This window comes from Saccharopolyspora montiporae (genome assembly GCF_015209505.1).
Taxonomy (GTDB): domain Bacteria; phylum Actinomycetota; class Actinomycetes; order Mycobacteriales; family Pseudonocardiaceae; genus Saccharopolyspora; species Saccharopolyspora montiporae.
On record NZ_JADEYC010000023.1, the window covers coordinates 36,012 to 52,891 of the forward strand.

Below are 16,880 nucleotides of genomic sequence, written 5' to 3' on the forward strand. Positions count from 1 at the left end.
CAAGCGTTGCGACGGTGCCGGTTTCGGCAAACGATTTCCCGCGGATCGTGCGGAACGGCCGCATCGGGCGTTCCGGCGCTCCTGGGCAGCAAGGCCCCTCGGTGGCGGTCAAGATCAATCCACAGTGGATTCGAATCCAGCGTTCGGCCCGGTTCCGGCGGCGGGAACGCGGTCCGCGGTGCGCAGCGATAACACCTGTATGGAGGTTGTCGCCGGGTGAGCAGCAGGTAACCATCGTGTTGAGTGATTTTCCGTCATGATTCCGCCGGTGTCGCCCGCGTTGTCGATCGAAATCCCGCGCTGATCCCTAGGGTGCTCGTGATGTACGAGTGATCTTCGCCGCGGTGCGCCGGGAAAAAGCTCGAAACCCGGAATGTGCTGTTGAATCGGGGCGGGTGCATCACCTTCCACAGCGGACAGTGGTGTATGGGGAGGGCGAGCGATGAACGAAAGCTCCGCTGCGCAGCGCATGAGCTGGTCGACCCGGAAGGCGAGGCGGTTCGGTGCCTGCCTCGGTGTCGCGTCGTTGGCGGTCGCGGGACTGGTGGGTGATCCGGGCGCGGGCAACCGGGCGCAGGCGCAACCCGAGCAGCCTGCCGAGAACAAGGGGCCGATCGGCTGGGACGCGTACCGCCAGGTGAACGCGCTGGCCGAGATCCCGGGACCGGAGCAGTCCCGGCAGTTCTCCAGCTTCGACCGGGCGGGCGGCAACGACGACGGTTTCCACGGGACCTACTCCTGCCTGGACCAGAGCGACCGCGGGTGCGTCATCGCCGAGCACGCCGGGGCGGGCGAGATCTCGGACATGTGGTTCACCCGCGAACCCCTGGGCGACCTCACCGAGACCGGCAACATCGTGGTCGAGCTGGACGGCCGGGTGGTGCTGGACGCCCCGCTGGCCGATGTGGTCAACGGCCGGGCGGGCGCGCCGTTCGAATGGCCGCTGGTCGGCAACGACCGGGACACCGCAGGTGCCGGGGTCATCAAGGTGCCGATGCCGTACCGCGAGCACATGCGGGTCACGGTGCAGAACAATCCGGACTTCTACCGCGTCGGGTACCGCGCGTTCCCGGATGCCGAGGGCGTGCAGACCTTCGACCCGGGCGACCCCGCCACCGACGTGCTGGACCGGGTGCGCCGCTTCGGCGTGGCCGACCCCAAGGGGCAGGCGCAGCGCACCGAGCGGCAGGACGACTCCGACGTCGTGGTGCCCCCGGGCGCCAGCAGGACGCTGGCCGAGCTCGACGGTCCCGCATCCATCGACGAGCTGCGCATGCAGCTGCCGCAGCTGGTGGGCAGCCCGCAGGTCACCGACGACGGCCGCGCCTACGGCGAGGGCGGCGGGTCCGACTTCACCATGCGGGTGGATCCGAACAACGACGGCGTGCGGCTGATCCGGCGGGTGGATCCGCAGGTGGCCGACCAGGTGGCCGACGTGTTCGTCGACGGGCAGCCCGTCGGCCGGTGGAACTCCGGCCCGGAGCGGCCCGGCGAGTGGGGCGTGGAGATCATCGAGGTCCCACCGGAGCTCACCGCGGGCAAGTCGCAGCTGGAGATCGGCAACCGGTTCGTCTCGTCCTCCGTGGACGTCAACGAGTTCCGCTACGACGTGCACAGCAACGTGGGCGGCGACTGGACCCGCACCGACGTGCTCGACATCGGACCGGGCCACCCCGGTGAAGAGGCCGCGCACGGCTACCGCATCGACAACCAGGTCTTCGAGCGGGACAAGTGGGTCGCCCGCTACCCGGTGCCGGAGGAGGAGGTGGCCGCCTCCGAGCAGATCATGGAGAACACGCGGCTGCGGATCACCTTCGACGGGCAGACGACGGTGGACAGCCCGATCGGCGAGTTCTTCGGCTCCGGACTGGGCACCCACGACGTGCGCACCATGATGAACTCGGTGGATCCCGGGCTGGACGGCTGGCTGACCTCCTGGTGGCCGATGCCGTTCGGGCAGAACGCGCGGGTGGAGCTGGTCAACACCGGAACCGTCCCGATCACCGGCGGCAAGGCGCAGGTCAGCAGCGGTCCGGCCGAAGTGGGCGAGAACACCGGCTACTTCCACGCCACCCACCACCGCGGGCAGACCACGCCGGGCGAGGACTGGACCTTCCTGGAGGCCGAGGGTTCCGGGGTGTTCCGCGGTGTCTCGCACTCGATGCGCGGTCAGACCCCGCCGGACGCGCCGCTTCCGCAGGTGATCGAGCCGAGCTCGGGGAACAACAACCGCGCGGAGGATCGGGAGCGCAACTACCTGGAAGGTGACGAGCGCTTCTACGTGGACGGGTCGGCCAGCCCCGCCTGGCACGGCACCGGCACCGAGGACCTCTACGAGGCGGGCTGGTACTTCCGGTTCGGCATGCAGCCCGCGATGCCGCTGGCCGGAAGCCCGGCGCACAAGATCGCCGCGGACGGCTGCGAGTTCGACTGCACCGGCGCCTACCGGTTGCTGCTCAACGACGCGGTCCCGTTCTCGGACGGCATTCATGCCGGCGTGGAGCACGGGCGGGTCAACGACGAGCCGGGCGACTACGGATCCACGGCCTACTGGTACGGCGGGAAGCCCGCTCAGCTGCGGGTCACCGACGAGGTCGATGTCGGCGACGAAGCCAGCCGGGACGACCACGGCTACCGGGCCGAGGGGGAGAGCAGCGCGCCGCTGGAGTCGACGTTCGAGGGCGACCGCAGGCCGCCCGAGCAGCGGGAGAGCACCACGGCCACCGGTCCGGTCACGTTCCGCGCGGCTGTCGACGCGGACAACGACGGGATGCGGGTGCGGCGGCTCGGTGACCAGGAGCAGGCCTACCAGGCCGTCGACGTGCGCATCGACGGCCAGCCGGCGGGCCGCTGGTCGCAACCGCTGGGCAACCCGTTCCACCGCTGGCTCGAAGACGACTTCGACGTGCCGGCCGAGCTGACCCGCGGCAAGTCCGAGGTCCAGGTCGAGCTGGTGCCGGTGGCGGACGCCCCACCGTGGGCGGCGGCGCACTACCGCGTCTTCTCGCACTGACCCGTTGCCCGTGGAACCGCCCGTCGGAGCTTCCGGCGGGCGGTTTCGCGCGTCAGGCGTGCGGATCGCTGCTGGCGCGCGGGATGAGGTGCGCGGACAGCGTGACGGTGCGCGCCGCGGTCGAGGCGCCGCCGATGCGCTCCAGCAGCAGTTGCGCGGCCGCGGTGCCCATGTCGTAGGCGGGTTGGCTGACCACGCTCAGCGGCGGATCCAGCAGCGCGGCCCACGGCGCGTCGTCGAAGGCGATCAGCCCGATCTCGCGTCCGGGTCGGATGCCCAGCTCCGCCAGGGCTTCCAGCACTCCGATGGCCATGGCGTTGTTGCCGATGAGCAGGGCGTCCGGCGGATCGTCGCGGTTCACGAGGTCCAGTGCGGCCCGGTACGCGCCCTGCGCGCGGAACTCGCAGCGCCGCACCAGGTCCGCGGCGGCCGGTAACCGGGCGGCCCGCAGTCCGGCCCGGTATCCGGCGAGGCGCTCGTCGGCGGTCGGTACCCCGCTGGGCCCGGTGATGCAGCCGATCCGCGAATACCCCTGCTGCACCAGGTGTTCCGCGGCCTGCCGGGCGGCCAGCGCTCCGTCGACGAGCACGGTGTCGCCCGGTGTCCCCGGCAGCGGCCGGTCGACCGCGACCACCGGGGCGCCCTGCGCGGCGAGCACGCCGGCGCTGTCCCCGCGGCCGGTCGGCGACACCAGGATCCCGGCCATCCGCTCCTGCACCGCGATGTCGACGTAGGCGCGCTCCTTGGCCGGGTCGTCGTCGGAGTTGCACAGCACCACGGAATAACCCGCCGCGTGCGCGACGTCCTCGACGCCGCGCGCCATCGCGGTGAAGAACGGGTTGGCCACATCGGAGATGATCAGGGTCAGCACCACGGTCTCTTGCCTGCGCAGGTTGCGCGCCGGCCCGTTCGGCCGGTAGCCGAGCTCCGCCGCGGCGGCGCGGACCCGGGCCGCCAACTGGGGATCGACCGTGGATTTGCCGTTCAGCGCCCGGGAAACGGTCGCGGTGGACACCCCGGCGCGGGCCGCCACATCGCTGATCGTCGACACGTTTCCTCCCCGAGTGGTCTTCTCGCGTGAACGGCGGTGGGTCGGCTTGACACCCCTGTGCGGCAAGAATAGCGTCCCGGAAAACGATTGCTGTTCGCGTCGGGCATCGGAGCCTGCCCGAGTCCTCCGGGTGGAACGCGGAGTGCGGGCGGCAGACCTCCACGCCGCCGGTCCGCCCGGGCAGCCACAACGCCGTGCACGCGCCGAACTTGGAGGAATCGTGGCCCGAATCGGTCTGATCAGCATCTCCGACGGCCGGGAACACGTGCACCGGCGCAACGCCGAGTTCATCCAGTCCAAACAGGACGCATTGGTGCGCGCCCTGCGCGCGGCCGGGCACGAGGTGGTGGTCGGTGACGACCTCGTCGCGGACAACGTGCTGGCCACCTCGGTGGCCCGCGGGGTCGCGGCGGCGGACGTGGACGTGACCGTGCTCTACTACGCCGTCTGGTCGTTCCCGCACTTCACCATGCTGGCCGCCGACGCCACGCGCAGTCCGCTCGTCCTGGTGGCCAGCACCGATCCCACCGAACCGGGCCTGGTCGGCATGCTGGCCGCCGGCGGGGCGCTGGACCAGATCGGCCGCACGCACGCCCGCGCTTGGGGTGCACCGGACGACGCGGCGCTGGTGGAGCGGATCGGTGTGCAGGCGACCGCCTCCGCCGCCGTGCGCGGGTTGCGCGGCGCCACGTTCGGCAGGTTCGGCGGCCGGCCGATGGGCATGAACACCGCGGTGGCCAACACCGACCAGTGGCAGCGCGAATTCGGCATCGACGTGGAGGAGATCGACCAGTACGAGCTGGTGCTGCGCGCCGAGCGGGCCGACCCGGGCGAGGCGAAGAAGGCGCGGGAGTGGATCGAGCGGCACGCCGCCGGGGTGCACTACGACGGCGCCAAGCTCACCCCCGAACTGCTGGAGCGCCAACTGCGCTCCTACCTGGCCATCCGGGACATCATCGCCGAGCGCAACATCGATTTCTCCGGGATCAAGGGCCAGCCGGAGCTGACCGAGAACTTCGCGACGATGGACGTCACCGAGGCGTTCCTCAACGACCCCTACGACTGGAACGGGCCGAAGGAACCGCACATCTGCGCCACCGAGGCGGACATGGACGGCGCGCTGACCATGCGGCTGCTCAACGCGGTGGCCGACACCCCGGTGCTGTTCGCCGACGTGCGGCACTACCACGCCGACCGCGACATCTGGGACCTGTGCAACTCCGGCCAGCACGCCACCTGGTTCGCCGCCCGCAGCGCGGACCCGGCGGAGAACCTCGCGCAGGTCAACTTCTACCCGGAGGTGTTCTTCTTCCCCGCGGGCGGAGCGTCGGTGCAGCACATCGCGGCGCCGGGGCAGATGACGCTGGGCAGGCTCACCCGCGAGGCCGGCGAGTACCGGCTGCAGCTGATGCTCGGCGAGTTCGAGAACTACGACGCCGCCACCAACAAGGAGCTCGTCGACCAGTCCACGCCGGAGTGGCCGCATGCCTTCGCCCGGCTCGACGCCCCCGGCGAGGTGTTCCTGTCCCGGTTCGGCGCCAACCACATCCACGCGGTGCCCGGCGATCACCGGCCCGCCATGCGCGTCGTGGCCGAGCAGCTCGGTATCCGGCTCGACGAGTGGACCAGGCAGTAACCGCAGCGGGAGAGCAGGCCACCAGGGAGGACCGCGCGATGGCGGGGACAGTGCTGCTCGGAGTGGACATCGGGACGTCGAGCTCGAAGGGCGTGCTGGTCACCGCGGACGGGCGGGTGATCGCGCGCGCCAGCAGGCCGCACGAGACGTCCTACCCGCACCCGGGTTGGGTCGAGCACGACGCGGAAGGCGTGTGGTGGGCGGATTTCACCGCCATCGTGCGCGAACTGCTGCCCGAGGTCGGCGACGCCACGTTGGGCGGGCTCGGGGTCAGCGGGATCGGACCGGTGCTGCTGCCCGCCGACGGCGGCGGGAACCCGCTGCGCCCGGCGATCCTGTACGGCGTCGACACCCGCGCCACGCAGCAGATCGCCGAGCTCACCGAGGAATTCGGCGCCGAGGAGATCCTGGCGCGCGGCGGGTCGTCGCTGAGCAGCCAGGCGGTCGGACCGAAGCTGCGCTGGCTGGCCGAGCAGGAACCGCAGAACTTCTACCGCACCGAGATGCTGCTGATGTGCAGCTCCTACCTGGTGCACCGGCTCACCGGCGAGTACGTGCTCGACCAGCACTCGGCCAGCCAGTGCGATCCGCTCTACGACCTGCATGCGCGGTCCTGGGCGATGGACTGGGCGCAGCGGATCGCGCCCGGACTGCCGCTGCCCGAGCTGAGCTGGCCCAACGAGGTGGTGGGGCGGGTCGGACGCGCGGCCGCGGCCGAAACGGGGCTGCCGGAAGGCCTGCCGGTCACCGCGGGCACCGTGGACGCGTGGGCCGAGGCCACCAGCGCGGGTGTGCGGGAACCGGGCGATGTGATGCTCATGTACGGCACCACGATGTTCTTCATCCAGGTGCTCACCGAGCTGAGTCCGCATCCGGTGCTGTGGGGCACGTCCGGCGCGTTCCCCGGCACTTACACGCTCGCCGCCGGGATGGCGACCTCCGGCGCGGTGACCGAATGGCTGCGCGACCTGGTCGACGGCGACTTCGCCGAGCTCGTGCGGGCGGCGGCGCAGGTCCCGGCGGGCAGCAGGGGATTGCTGCTGCTGCCGTACTTCGCCGGGGAGCGCACCCCGATCTCCGACCCGGACGCGCGCGGGGTGCTGGCCGGGCTGACCACCGGGCACCGCAGCCCGGAGATCTACCGTGCGGCGCTGGAGGGCATCGGCTACGGGGTGCGGCACAACCTGGAGGCGATGCGGTCGGCGGGCGGTGCGGCCGAACGCGTGGTGGCCGTCGGCGGTGGGACGCAGGGCGGGCTGTGGACGCAGATCGTGTCCGACATCACGGGATTGGAGCAGCAGGTCCCCGGGGAGACCGTCGGCGCCGCGTACGGCGATGCGCTGCTGGCCGGTATCGCCACCGGCACCGCGGTCGACCCGGAGCGGTGGAACCCGGTCACCAGCACCGTGCAGCCGCGCCCGGAGGTGTTCGAGCGCTACGCCGAGTACTTCCGCAACTACCGTGACCTCTACGAATCCACCCGCGGGATCGCGCATTTCCTGGCCGCCGAGCAGCGCGCGGCCGACGAGCGCGGCTGACGGGTCAGTTCTCCGGCAGCGCGACGCCCTCTTCGTCGCGGCGCACCGTGGGCAGTGAGCCGTCCCCGGCCTTCTCGGCCAGCGGTTGCACCGCGCCGCGGAACGCTTCCAGCGCGTCGAGCTCGCGGCGCCGGGCGGACAGGAACCGCTGCAGGTGCGTGCTGGACAGGTTCACCGCCTCCACCGCGTTCGAGGCCGAGCGCTGCGCCCGCACGGCCTGCGCGCGCACCTGCTCCACGTCCTCGGCGATGGCGCGTTCGGTGCTGGTGAACAGCGCGGCCGCGGCCAGCACCGCGAACCCGGTCGGCCCGCACAGGAACACCCGCTTGCCCAGCAGCCAGGACAGCAGCTGCGGATCGGTGTCCAGCGCGGCGATCACCGCCGCGTCCGAGGGCACGAACATGATCGTGCCGTAGATCGCGTCCGCCCACCTCTGGTAGCCCTTGCTGGCGAGCTCGGTGGCGCGCGAGCGGATGTTGCGCACGTGCACCCGCAGCGCATCGGCCCGCTCCTGCGGATCGTCGGTCTCCACCGCCTCGGCCCACACCGCCAGGCTCGCCTTGGCGTCCACCGGGACCTGCCGGCCCTCGCCCACGGTCAGCACCATGTCCGGCCGGGCCGCGCCGCCGCCGGCCAGATCGGTCTGCAGGGTGAAGTGCACCCCTTCGCGCAGGCCCAGCGTGCGGGCGGTTTCCACGAGCACCTGCTCGCCGAGCTCGCCGCGCCCGGTGATCGAGGAGAACGCCACCTCGTAGCGGCGCAGCGCGGATTCCTGCGCCGCGCTGCGTGCCCGTTCGGCTTCGACCATGCGCAGCGCTTCGGCCGCGCGTTGCGAGCTGTCCGCGTACAGCCGCCAGACGAGCACCAGCGCTGCGGCCAGCAGCAGGGTCAGCACGACGACGATGGTGGTCAGGACTCCGGTGTTCACGAGTGCTCCGTCCTCGTTCGCGGGCTGGTGCGTCCCGATCATCACAGCACCGGTCGCGGCGGGCGGCGTGCCCGTGCCCCGCGGGTCGTGGGTGGACGACACACCGAAGCGCCCTGGGGGGTTCGAGCGGACTGGCGGACGGCGCCGATAGCTTGGCGGTCATGCGCGTGCTGCACACTTCCGACTGGCACGTCGGCCGCACCTTCCACGGCCGCGACCTGCTCGCGGACCAGGAGACCGCGCTCGGCGGGCTGGCCGACGTGGTCGCCGAGGAGCGGGTCGACGTGGTGGCCGTCGCCGGGGACCTCTACGACCGCGCGGTCCCGTCCGGCGAGGCGGTGCAGACCTGCGTGCGCGTGCTGAACCGGATCCGGGAGGCCGGGGCGCAGATCGTGCTGACCTCGGGCAACCACGATTCCGCGGCACGGGTGGGCGCGTTCGCCGAGTTCGCCGCCGCGGGCGGCCTGCACCTGCGCACCCGGATCTCCCGGCTGCAGGAGCCGGTGCTGCTCGACGACGAGCACGGGCCGGTCGCCTGCTACGGCATCCCGTACCTGGAGCCGGATCCGGCGCGGCAGGTGCTGCGCGAGCACACCGACGTCCCGGGCGCGGGCGAGGTCGCCGAGCGCGGGCACACCGCGGTGCTAACCGAGGCGATGAACCGGGTGCGCGCGGATCTGGCCCGGCGTCCGGCGGAGACGCGGTCCGTGGTGCTGGCGCACGCGTTCGTCACCGGCGGCGAGGTGGGCGAGTCCGAGCGCACCATCGCGGTCGGCGGGGTGGAGCAGGTCCCGGGATCGGTGTTCTCCGGTGTCGACTACGCCGCGCTCGGCCACCTGCACGGCCCGCAGCGGCTGGCCGAGCACCTGCGCTACGCGGGTTCTCCGCTGGCGTACTCGTTCGCCGAGGCGGCGCAGCGCAAATCTGTCTGGCTGGTCGACCTGGACGCGTCCGGGCTGGCCGAGGTCCGGCGCCGCGAACTGCCCGTCCCGCGTCGGCTGGCCGCGGTGCGCGGCACGTTGCAGGAGCTGCTCACCGCGCCGGAGCACGCGGCGGTGCAGGACTGCTACCTGTCGGTGGTGCTCACCGACGAGGTCCGGCCGCTGGAGCCGATGCGCCGGCTGCAGGAGCGGTTCCCGCACGCGGTGCACCTGGAATGGCAACCGGCCAGCGGCCGGGACGGTGTCGCGCTGCACTACGCCGATGCGGTCCGCGGGCGGGACGACCGGACCGTGGCGGCGGGATTCGTCGCCGACTGCCGGGGTTCGCAACCGAGTGAGACCGAGCAGCGGCTGCTGGACGAGGCGCTGCACGAGGTCGCGGAGGTGACCGGATGAGGCTGCACCGCCTGGAGGTCACCGCGTTCGGTCCGTACCGCGATCGGCAGGTCGTGGACTTCGACGCGCTGGGCGCGGACGGGCTTTTCCTGCTGCACGGCGACACCGGTGCGGGCAAGACGACGCTGCTGGACGCGGTGGCCTTCGCCCTGTACGGCCGCGTGCCCGGGGCGCGCAACGATGCCAAGCGGCTGCGCTGCGACACGGCGGCCGACGAGGTGCCGACGCGCGTGGTGCTCGAACTGACCGTGCAGGGCCAACGCCTCCGGGTGGACCGCAGCCCGGAGTACGACCGGCCGAAGAAGCGCGGCGGCGGTTACACGACGCAGCAGGCGAAGGCCGCGCTGACCTGGATCGGAGCCGCTCCGAGCGGGCATGCGCCGGATGGGCTGACCCGCATCGACGAGGTCGGCGGCACGGTGCAGCGCCTGCTGGGCATGACCGCCGAGCAGTTCTTCCAGGTGGTGCTGCTGCCGCAGGGCGAGTTCGCGAAGTTCCTGCGCGCGGACACCGCCGAACGGGAGAAGCTGCTGGAGAAGCTGTTCGGCACCGAGCGCTTCGCGCAGGTCGAGGAGTGGTTCCGCGAGCGCAGGCAGCTCAGCGGCCGGCGGTTGCAGGAGGGTGAGCAGCAGGTGCGCGAACTGCTGGCCCGGGTCAGCGAAGTCGTGGGCAGCGACCGCGGCGATGACCTCGACGAGCAGGACTGGCTGGCCGAGGTGGACAAGAACGCGCTGCGCGAGCTGGAATCGGCCCAGGCCGAGCGGGCGCGGCTGGTGCGCGAGCGGGAGACGGCTGATACCGCGCTGACCCGCAGCCGGGAGTTGGCCGAGAAGGTGCGCCGGGTCCAGCAGGCCGAGGCGACGCTGGCCGAACTCGCCGAGCAGCAGGAGCAGCACGAGGCGTGGCGGTCCGAAGTCGCGGCCGCGCGGCGAGCGGTTCCGGTGGGGACCGCGCGTGAGGCGCTGCTGCGCGCCGAGCGGGAACGGGACTCCGCGCAACGGGAGCGGGACGCGGCGGCCGCGGACTGCCCGGCCCCGCACGACGGGGAGACCTCGCTGCGGGACCTGGCCGGCCAGGACCGGGAAGCCGCAGGTGCACTGGGTGGCCTGCTTCCCGAAGCGCGGCAGCAGGACGAGGATCGCGCACGTCTGTCCGAACTGGACGGTCAGATCGCCGCGGCCGAGCAGCGGGAGTCGGCGCTGCAGGAGCAGCAGCAGGCGCTGCCCGAGCAGATCGAGCACGCGCGGCAGCGGTCCGAACAAGCGCGGACGGCCCAGGTGCGGTTGGAGAGCGCGGAGGCCGCGCTCGCCGAGCTGGCCGAGCTCGACCGGGTCGCGGGGCAGTTCCCGGCCGCGGAGCAGGAGCGCGCGATCGCGGACGTGGCGGTCCGCGAGGCCGTGGACGCCCATCAGCGGGCGCGGGACGTGACGCAGCGCCTGCGCGGGCAGCGCCTCGCCGGGATGGCCGCCGAACTGGCCGACCGGCTGGTCGCGGACGAACCCTGCCCGGTGTGCGGATCACCGGAACACCCCGATCCCGCGCAGCAAGGCGCGGATCCGGTGTCCGATGTGGACGAACAGGCTGCCGCGGACGCCGAGCAGGAAGCCCAGCGCGCGCGGGAAACCGCCGAGGAACGGCTCGCCGATGCCCGCGTGGCACGGGACGGACTGTTGGAGCGGCTCGGCGGGCGCAGCGCCGAGCAGGTCTCCGCGGAACTGGCCGAGCGCCGCACCGAACGCGATGCGTTGCGCGAGACCGCCGACCAGGCCGCGCAGCGCGCGGAGCAGCTGGCCGAGCTGGAAGCCACGACCGAGCGGGTGCGCACCGAACTGGCCCAGCTGCGCACCGAACAGGCCGGGCGGACCAGCGAACGCGCCTCGCTGGCCACCGCGGTGCACGAGCGCGCACAGCGGCTGCAGCAGGCCCGCGGCGACTTCGACGGCATCGCCGAACACCGCGAGCACCTGCTTGCCCGCGCCGCCGCCCGGGAACGGCTGGACACCGCGCGCACCGCGGCCACCGACGCCGAACAGCGGGTCGCCCAGCAGCGCACCGCGGTCGCCGACACCGCCGCCACCGCGGGCTTCGCCGACCGGGACGAGGCACTGGCCGCGCAACGCGATCCGGAGCGGATCGCCGAGCTCGACAGCGCGCTCGACCAGGTGCAGCAGCGCGCGGCCGGGGCGCGGGAAGCCCTGGCGGACCCGGCGCTGGCCGGGGTCGCGGCGGACGCGGACCCGGGCGTGGCCGAGGCAACCGAGATCGCGACCGCGGCTCGGGAACGGGCCGAGCAGGCGGTGGCGGTGGAGCACCGGGCCGGGCAGCGGCACCGCGACGTGCAGCGGCTCGCCGGGCAGCTGCGCGCCGAGTGGCAGCGGCTCGGGCCGGTGCGCGCCGAGCACGAGGAGCTGGCCGCGCTGTCCGATGTGGTCAACGGGCGCGGCCAGAACAGCAAGAAGATGTCGTTGCGCTCCTACGTGCTGGCCGCCCGCCTGGAAGAGGTCGCGGTCGCGGCCACCCGCCGGCTGCAGCGGATGAGCCAGGGTCGCTATTCGTTCGTGCACTCTGACGCCGCGGGCGCGCGCGGCACCCGCGGCGGGCTCGGGCTCGACGTGCTGGACGACTACTCCGGCAAGGTCCGCCCCGCCAAGACCCTCTCCGGCGGCGAGTCGTTCCTGGCCTCGCTGTCCCTGGCGCTCGGGCTGGCCGACGTGGTGGCGGCGGAGTCCGGTGGCGTGCTGCTGGACACGCTGTTCATCGACGAGGGGTTCGGCACGCTGGACGCGGACACGCTCGACCTGGTCATGGACACGCTGGACGAGCTGCGAGCCGGCGGCCGGGTCGTGGGGCTGGTCTCGCACGTGGAGGAGATGCGCCAGCGCATCTCGGTGCGGCTGCGGGTCCGCAAGTCGCGCGAAGGCTCCACGCTGGAGCTGCAGGCATGAGCCGGCCGTCAGCGGTTCTCGTGGTCGAGCAGTTGCTGCTTGATCTGGGTGCCGTAGCGGAAACCGCCCAGCGATCCGTCGCTGCGCAGCACTCGGTGGCACGGTACGAACAACGCGGCGGCGTTGCGCGCGCACGCACCGGCCGCGGCCCGCACCGCTTTCGGCTGTCCGGCCAGCGCGGCGAGTTCCGCGTAGCTGACCGGCTGTCCGGCCGGGACCTTGCGCAGTGCCTGCCACGCGGCCTCCAGGAACTCCCCGGAGCTCTGCCGCACCGGTACCGCGTCCACGGCCTGCAGATCGCCCTCGTGGTAGGCGCGGACCGCCCGGCTGACCGGGCCGAGGTCGGCGACCTCCCGTGGCTGCCCGGTCAGCAGCCGGCGACCGATCAGCGCGGTCAGTTCGTCGAGGCGCGCGGTCCAGCCCGAAGCCAGCACCGCACCGTCGTCGTCGACCACGGCGCTGAACGGGCCGACCGGGGTCCGCGTGGTGGACCAATTGATCATGATGACTCCGTTTCGAGGTGGGCCCGGCCGGTTGCCGCGGCCCACAGGTGCATTCCGGCGTACGAGCGCCACGGGCTGAGCCGCCGGGCACGTTCGTCGAGTTCCGCGGGTGCGCTCGGCAGTCCCAGCGCTGCCGCACCGCGGCGCAACGCGAGATCCCCGCTGAGCAGCACGTCCGGTGCGCCCAGCACCCGCATGGTCACGCAATCCGCCGTCCAGGGGCCGATCCCGCGCACGGCCAGCAGTTCGGCGCGCAGCTCCTGCCGATCCCGGCCCGGGTGCAGCCGCAGCGCACCGCCGGCGACCGCGGCTGCCGCCTCCGCCACGGTGTCCGCGCGGCTCCGCGGTCCGGGCACGGCTGCGGTGGCGTGCTCGGCGAGCGCCTCGGCGGTGGGGAACAACCGGTGCACCCCGGCCCCGGCCGGATCGTCGATTTCCGCGCCGAGCCGCTGCACCAGCACGCCCAGGCCGCGGCGCGCCACCGCCACCGACACCTGCTGTCCCAGCACCGTCCGCACCAGGGTTTCCAGCCCGTCGACGCTACCCGGCACCCGGATCCCCGGTCGGACTGCGACCGCGTGCCCGAACGCGGGGTCGGCGGCGAGGGCGGTATCGACTGCCACCGGATCGGCGTCCAGGTCGAACAGCCTGCGCAGCCGGGCCACTGCGGCGCCGAGATCGCGCAGATCGGCCAGGTGCAGCGTGCAGCCCAAGTGCTCCGCTTTCGGGCGCAGCACCGCGGTTCCGGTGCCGTGCGGCAGGCGCAGCGACCGCGCGTAGCGCAGGTCCGTCACCGACTCCAGTCCGGTCACCGCCCGGTCGCGCAGGAACCCGAACACCCCCGCCGCGTCGAACGGCGGGCGGAACGCCAGCCGCAGGTGCACCGCCCCGGGATCAGCGGGGCCCGCGCCGCGCCGGGACCGCAGCTGCCCGGGTGTGCTGGCGAACACCTCGCGGATCGTGTCGTTGAACTGCCGGAGGCTGCTGAACCCGGCGGCGAAGGCGATGTCCGAGAACGCCATCCCGGTCCCCTCGATGAGGATCCGCGCGTGGTGCGCCCGGTTGGCCCGGGCCAGACCGAGCGGGCCCGCACCGAGCTCCCCGGTCAGCACCCGGTTCAGCTGCCGGGCGGAGTAACCGAGTTCGGCGGCCAGCCCGCCGACGCCAGAGCGGTCCACGAGCCCGTCGGTGATCAACCGCATCGCCCGGCCGGCGAGATCGGCGCGCAGATCCCATTCCGGCGAGCCGGGGACCGCATCCGGCAGGCAGCGCAGGCAGGCCCGGTATCCGGCCGCCTGGGCAGCGGCGGCGGTCGGGAAGAACGTGCTGTTGCCGGGGTTGGGGGTGCGCGCGGGGCAGGAGGGGCGGCAGTAGATCCGGGTGCTGCGCACGGCGTGCACGAAGCACCCGTCGAAGCGGGCGTCGCGCGATGCGACCGCCCTGCGCGCTTGTTCGGCACCCACCAACATGCACTCGATGCTGCCAGCGGCACCGGCCCGGCCACTAGCGGGAATCGGACGTGGTTGCGCGGGGTGGGCGAACCGCCCGCGGACGCCTACCGTCGTGCCATGGCTCATTCGACGATCAAGCGGCGCGGGATCCGGGCGGCCGCGGTGGCGGTGGCGGCAGCGGGTGCGCTGGCGGTGGGCGCCGGCTGCGACGAGGCATCGATCCCGGAACCCGGCCAGCAGCAGGAGCAGCAGGACGGGGACCAGCAGCAGGACGGCGACCAGCAAGACGACCAACAGGACGGGAACCAGCAGGACGGCGACGACCAGCACGACGAGCACGGCGGCGACGGCGAGGACGGCGACGACTGAGGTCCGCGCGCGGGGCGGCGGTGTGCGGTGCGCCGCCCCGCCCGCGCCCGGGCGGGCTGCGCGGTCGGCCTTGCCCCTAGACTTCGGGGTGTGAGTCTGACCCTCGGTATCGTCGGCCTGCCCAACGTGGGCAAGTCCACGCTGTTCAACGCCCTGACCAGCAACGAAGCTCTGGCTGCGAACTACCCGTTCGCCACCATCGAGCCGAACGTCGGCGTGGTGCCGCTGCCGGATCCGCGGCTGGACGAGCTGGCCGGGATGTTCGACTCCGCGAAGACCATTCCGGCCACGGTGTCGTTCGTGGACATCGCCGGCCTGGTCAAGGGAGCGTCCGAGGGGCAGGGCCTGGGCAACAAGTTCCTGGCCAACATCCGCGAGGCCGATGCGATCTGCCAGGTCATCCGGGCGTTCGACGATCCGGACGTGGTGCACGTCGGCGGTGACGTGAACCCGACCAGCGATATCGACACGATCAACACCGAGCTGATCATCGCCGACATGCAGACGCTGGAGAAGGCGCTGCCGCGGATGGAGAAGGAAGCCCGCACGCACAAGGACAAGCGGCCGGCGCTGGAGGCCGCGCAGCAGGCCAAGGAGGTCCTCGACTCCGGGCGGACCCTGTTCTCCGCGGGGCTCGGCACCGAGTCGGAGGAACTGCGCGAGCTGAACCTGCTCACCACCAAGCCGTTCCTGTACGTGTTCAACGCGGACGAGGGCGTGCTGTCCGACGAGTCAAAGCGCGACGAGCTCCGCCAACTGGTCGCCCCGGCGGACGCGGTGTTCCTGGACGCGAAGGTGGAGGCCGAGCTGCAGGAGCTGGATGCGGATTCGGCGGCCGAGCTGCTGGAGTCGATCGGGCAGACCGAGCCGGGCCTGAACGCGCTCGCGCACGCCGGGTTCCACACCCTCGGGCTGCAGACCTACCTGACGGCCGGGCCGAAGGAGTCGCGCGCCTGGACGATCCGCCAGGGCTGGACCGCCCCGCAGGCGGCGGGCGTCATCCACACCGACTTCGAGCGCGGGTTCATCAAGGCCGAGATCGTCTCCTACGGCGACCTCGTCGAAGCCGGATCCATGTCCGCGGCCAAGTCGGCGGGCAAGGTCCGCATGGAAGGCAAGGACTACGTCATGCAGGACGGCGACGTGGTCGACTTCCGCTTCAACGTCTAGCTCGTTGCCCCATCGCGTTGCGTGCTGAGGGGTCTCCTGGGGGCTCCCTCGAAGGTTTCGGCAGCACGCAGAACAAGCTCGCCGTATCGATCGGTGTTCCGCCGTGTCGGATCACCGGGACCGTGCACGGCAAGCGCGCGATCACGGCCGTCGAACGCTGCGCTGGTCCGCCCAGGGCAGCAGGCGCCCGACAGCTCGTCGGTTCGGGTCGTCGGTATGGCGGATCTGCGGGAGCGGCCGCGCTCCAGGGCTTCGGCATCGAAATCCCCTGCCAGCGCGTGGGATTCGGCGAGCCAGGACAGTGAACCGAGCTCGACCGGGCAACGACCCGCCATGATGTCGATTTCGGCTCTGTTGAGCCAATACAGCCACTCCGGCTCGTCCGTGCCGCGGGGTCAGTCTTCGCGCTGCTTGCGGGAGTGGGCCCGCAGTTGCTCCTTGGAATCCGCGAGGTCGAAGCGGCCCTGGCCGCCAGGCGTGTACAGCTCCGGCACCAGGATTCCGGCCTGAACGTAGCGCGCCACGGAACGGCGCGAGATCCCCAGCTCGTCCGCGAGTTGGCTCGATGTGAGCAGCTTCGGCCTGGCCACGGTCCGAACGTGGCACGAATGGCGTGCGTTGGCTCATTTCCTGACCCAGTTGCGCTAATATGGCTCGGATGGCTCAGTTGGCGCAGGTCGTGCTCGACGGTCGGGAGTGGTGGACGTGCCCGGTCGGCGGTGCGGAGTGCGGACGAGTCCTCGTCGATGCCGGGGCGTGGGGAATGGATGTCCTCGAACTCCACGTGCAGCACGACCACCGCGAATGGTGGCGGGCGCAGATTTCGGCCCGAGCGCGGACGTATGCATCGCGCGCCGCAGCGCGGGGTTCGCCGCACCGACCTCCGGAGGAAATCGCGGGATAGCGCCGGGATTCGTCTGAATCAGGACACGGTCGGGT

Annotated in this window: 12 protein-coding genes; 7 read left to right on the top strand and 5 right to left on the bottom strand. The window is 72.3% G+C overall.

Annotation, left to right across the window (positions count from 1 at the left end):
* Positions 1-442: 442 nt before the first annotated feature.
* A complete protein-coding gene (locus IQ251_RS14410; protein ID WP_228046911.1) occupies positions 443-3,013 on the top strand; it encodes a glycoside hydrolase family 172 protein in 2,571 nt (856 codons plus the stop codon).
* A 52-nt stretch (positions 3,014-3,065) separates the two neighbouring features.
* On the opposite strand, the gene IQ251_RS14415 is transcribed toward IQ251_RS14410, so the two are convergent.
* The gene (locus tag IQ251_RS14415) at positions 3,066-4,064 is read right to left on the bottom strand and encodes a LacI family DNA-binding transcriptional regulator (RefSeq protein ID WP_193929091.1); all 999 of its coding nucleotides are present in this window, start codon (positions 4,062-4,064) and stop codon (positions 3,066-3,068) included.
* Positions 4,065-4,284: 220 nt separating this feature from the next.
* Here IQ251_RS14415 and IQ251_RS14420 point away from each other — a divergent pair, with 220 nt between their 5' ends.
* Positions 4,285-5,700 (top strand): L-fucose/L-arabinose isomerase family protein, encoded by a 1,416-nt coding sequence (locus IQ251_RS14420; protein WP_193929092.1) that lies wholly within the window; start codon positions 4,285-4,287, stop codon positions 5,698-5,700.
* 38 nt (positions 5,701-5,738) lie between these two features.
* Positions 5,739-7,238: an FGGY-family carbohydrate kinase gene (locus tag IQ251_RS14425; RefSeq protein WP_193929093.1), complete on the top strand. Its 1,500-nt coding sequence runs from the start codon at positions 5,739-5,741 to the stop codon at positions 7,236-7,238.
* A gap of 4 nt (positions 7,239-7,242) precedes the next feature.
* Here the strand turns inward: IQ251_RS14425 and IQ251_RS14430 are convergent, their stop codons facing one another.
* A complete protein-coding gene (locus IQ251_RS14430) occupies positions 7,243-8,208 on the bottom strand; it encodes a DNA recombination protein RmuC (protein WP_193929094.1) in 966 nt (321 codons plus the stop codon).
* 119 nt (positions 8,209-8,327) lie between these two features.
* On the opposite strand from IQ251_RS14430, the gene IQ251_RS14435 reads away from it, so the two are divergent.
* Positions 8,328-9,503 (top strand): exonuclease SbcCD subunit D, encoded by a 1,176-nt coding sequence (locus IQ251_RS14435; RefSeq protein WP_193929095.1) that lies wholly within the window; start codon positions 8,328-8,330, stop codon positions 9,501-9,503.
* Entirely contained in the window at positions 9,500-12,448 is a 2,949-nt protein-coding gene (locus IQ251_RS14440) for an AAA family ATPase (protein WP_193929096.1), read from the top strand. Before IQ251_RS14435 ends, IQ251_RS14440 begins: the two co-directional genes overlap by 4 nt.
* 8 nt (positions 12,449-12,456) lie before the next feature.
* On the opposite strand, the gene IQ251_RS14445 is transcribed toward IQ251_RS14440, so the two are convergent.
* Positions 12,457-12,951, bottom strand: coding sequence for a methylated-DNA--[protein]-cysteine S-methyltransferase (locus IQ251_RS14445; protein ID WP_193929097.1), 495 nt, complete (start codon positions 12,949-12,951; stop codon positions 12,457-12,459).
* Complete coding sequence (locus IQ251_RS14450; protein WP_193929098.1) at positions 12,948-14,420, bottom strand: AlkA N-terminal domain-containing protein; 1,473 nt, start codon at positions 14,418-14,420, stop codon at positions 12,948-12,950. The genes IQ251_RS14445 and IQ251_RS14450 overlap by 4 nt, the downstream gene beginning before the upstream one ends.
* A 99-nt stretch (positions 14,421-14,519) precedes the next feature.
* On the opposite strand from IQ251_RS14450, the gene IQ251_RS14455 reads away from it, so the two are divergent.
* The gene (locus IQ251_RS14455; RefSeq protein ID WP_193929099.1) at positions 14,520-14,771 is read left to right on the top strand and encodes a hypothetical protein; all 252 of its coding nucleotides are present in this window, start codon (positions 14,520-14,522) and stop codon (positions 14,769-14,771) included.
* Between the two features lie 90 nt (positions 14,772-14,861).
* Positions 14,862-15,941 (top strand): redox-regulated ATPase YchF, encoded by a 1,080-nt coding sequence (gene ychF / locus IQ251_RS14460; protein ID WP_193929100.1) that lies wholly within the window; start codon positions 14,862-14,864, stop codon positions 15,939-15,941.
* 395 nt (positions 15,942-16,336) lie between these two features.
* On the opposite strand, the gene IQ251_RS14465 is transcribed toward ychF, so the two are convergent.
* Complete coding sequence (locus tag IQ251_RS14465; RefSeq protein WP_193929101.1) at positions 16,337-16,531, bottom strand: MerR family transcriptional regulator; 195 nt, start codon at positions 16,529-16,531, stop codon at positions 16,337-16,339.
* Between the last annotated feature and the right edge of the window lie 349 nt (positions 16,532-16,880).

Bases quoted from the DNA above. Each gene is read 5' to 3' on its own strand.
- IQ251_RS14410 (WP_228046911.1), top strand. From the start codon at position 443: ATGAACGAAAGCTCCGCTGCGCAGCGCATGAGCTGGTCGACCCGGAAG.
- IQ251_RS14425 (WP_193929093.1), top strand. From the start codon at position 5,739: ATGGCGGGGACAGTGCTGCTCGGAGTGGACATCGGGACGTCGAGCTCG.
- IQ251_RS14430 (WP_193929094.1), bottom strand. From the start codon at position 8,208: ATGATCGGGACGCACCAGCCCGCGAACGAGGACGGAGCACTCGTGAAC.
- IQ251_RS14435 (WP_193929095.1), top strand. From the start codon at position 8,328: ATGCGCGTGCTGCACACTTCCGACTGGCACGTCGGCCGCACCTTCCAC.
- IQ251_RS14440 (WP_193929096.1), top strand. From the start codon at position 9,500: ATGAGGCTGCACCGCCTGGAGGTCACCGCGTTCGGTCCGTACCGCGAT.
- IQ251_RS14445 (WP_193929097.1), bottom strand. From the start codon at position 12,951: ATGATCAATTGGTCCACCACGCGGACCCCGGTCGGCCCGTTCAGCGCC.
- IQ251_RS14450 (WP_193929098.1), bottom strand. From the start codon at position 14,420: ATGTTGGTGGGTGCCGAACAAGCGCGCAGGGCGGTCGCATCGCGCGAC.
- IQ251_RS14455 (WP_193929099.1), top strand. From the start codon at position 14,520: ATGGCTCATTCGACGATCAAGCGGCGCGGGATCCGGGCGGCCGCGGTG.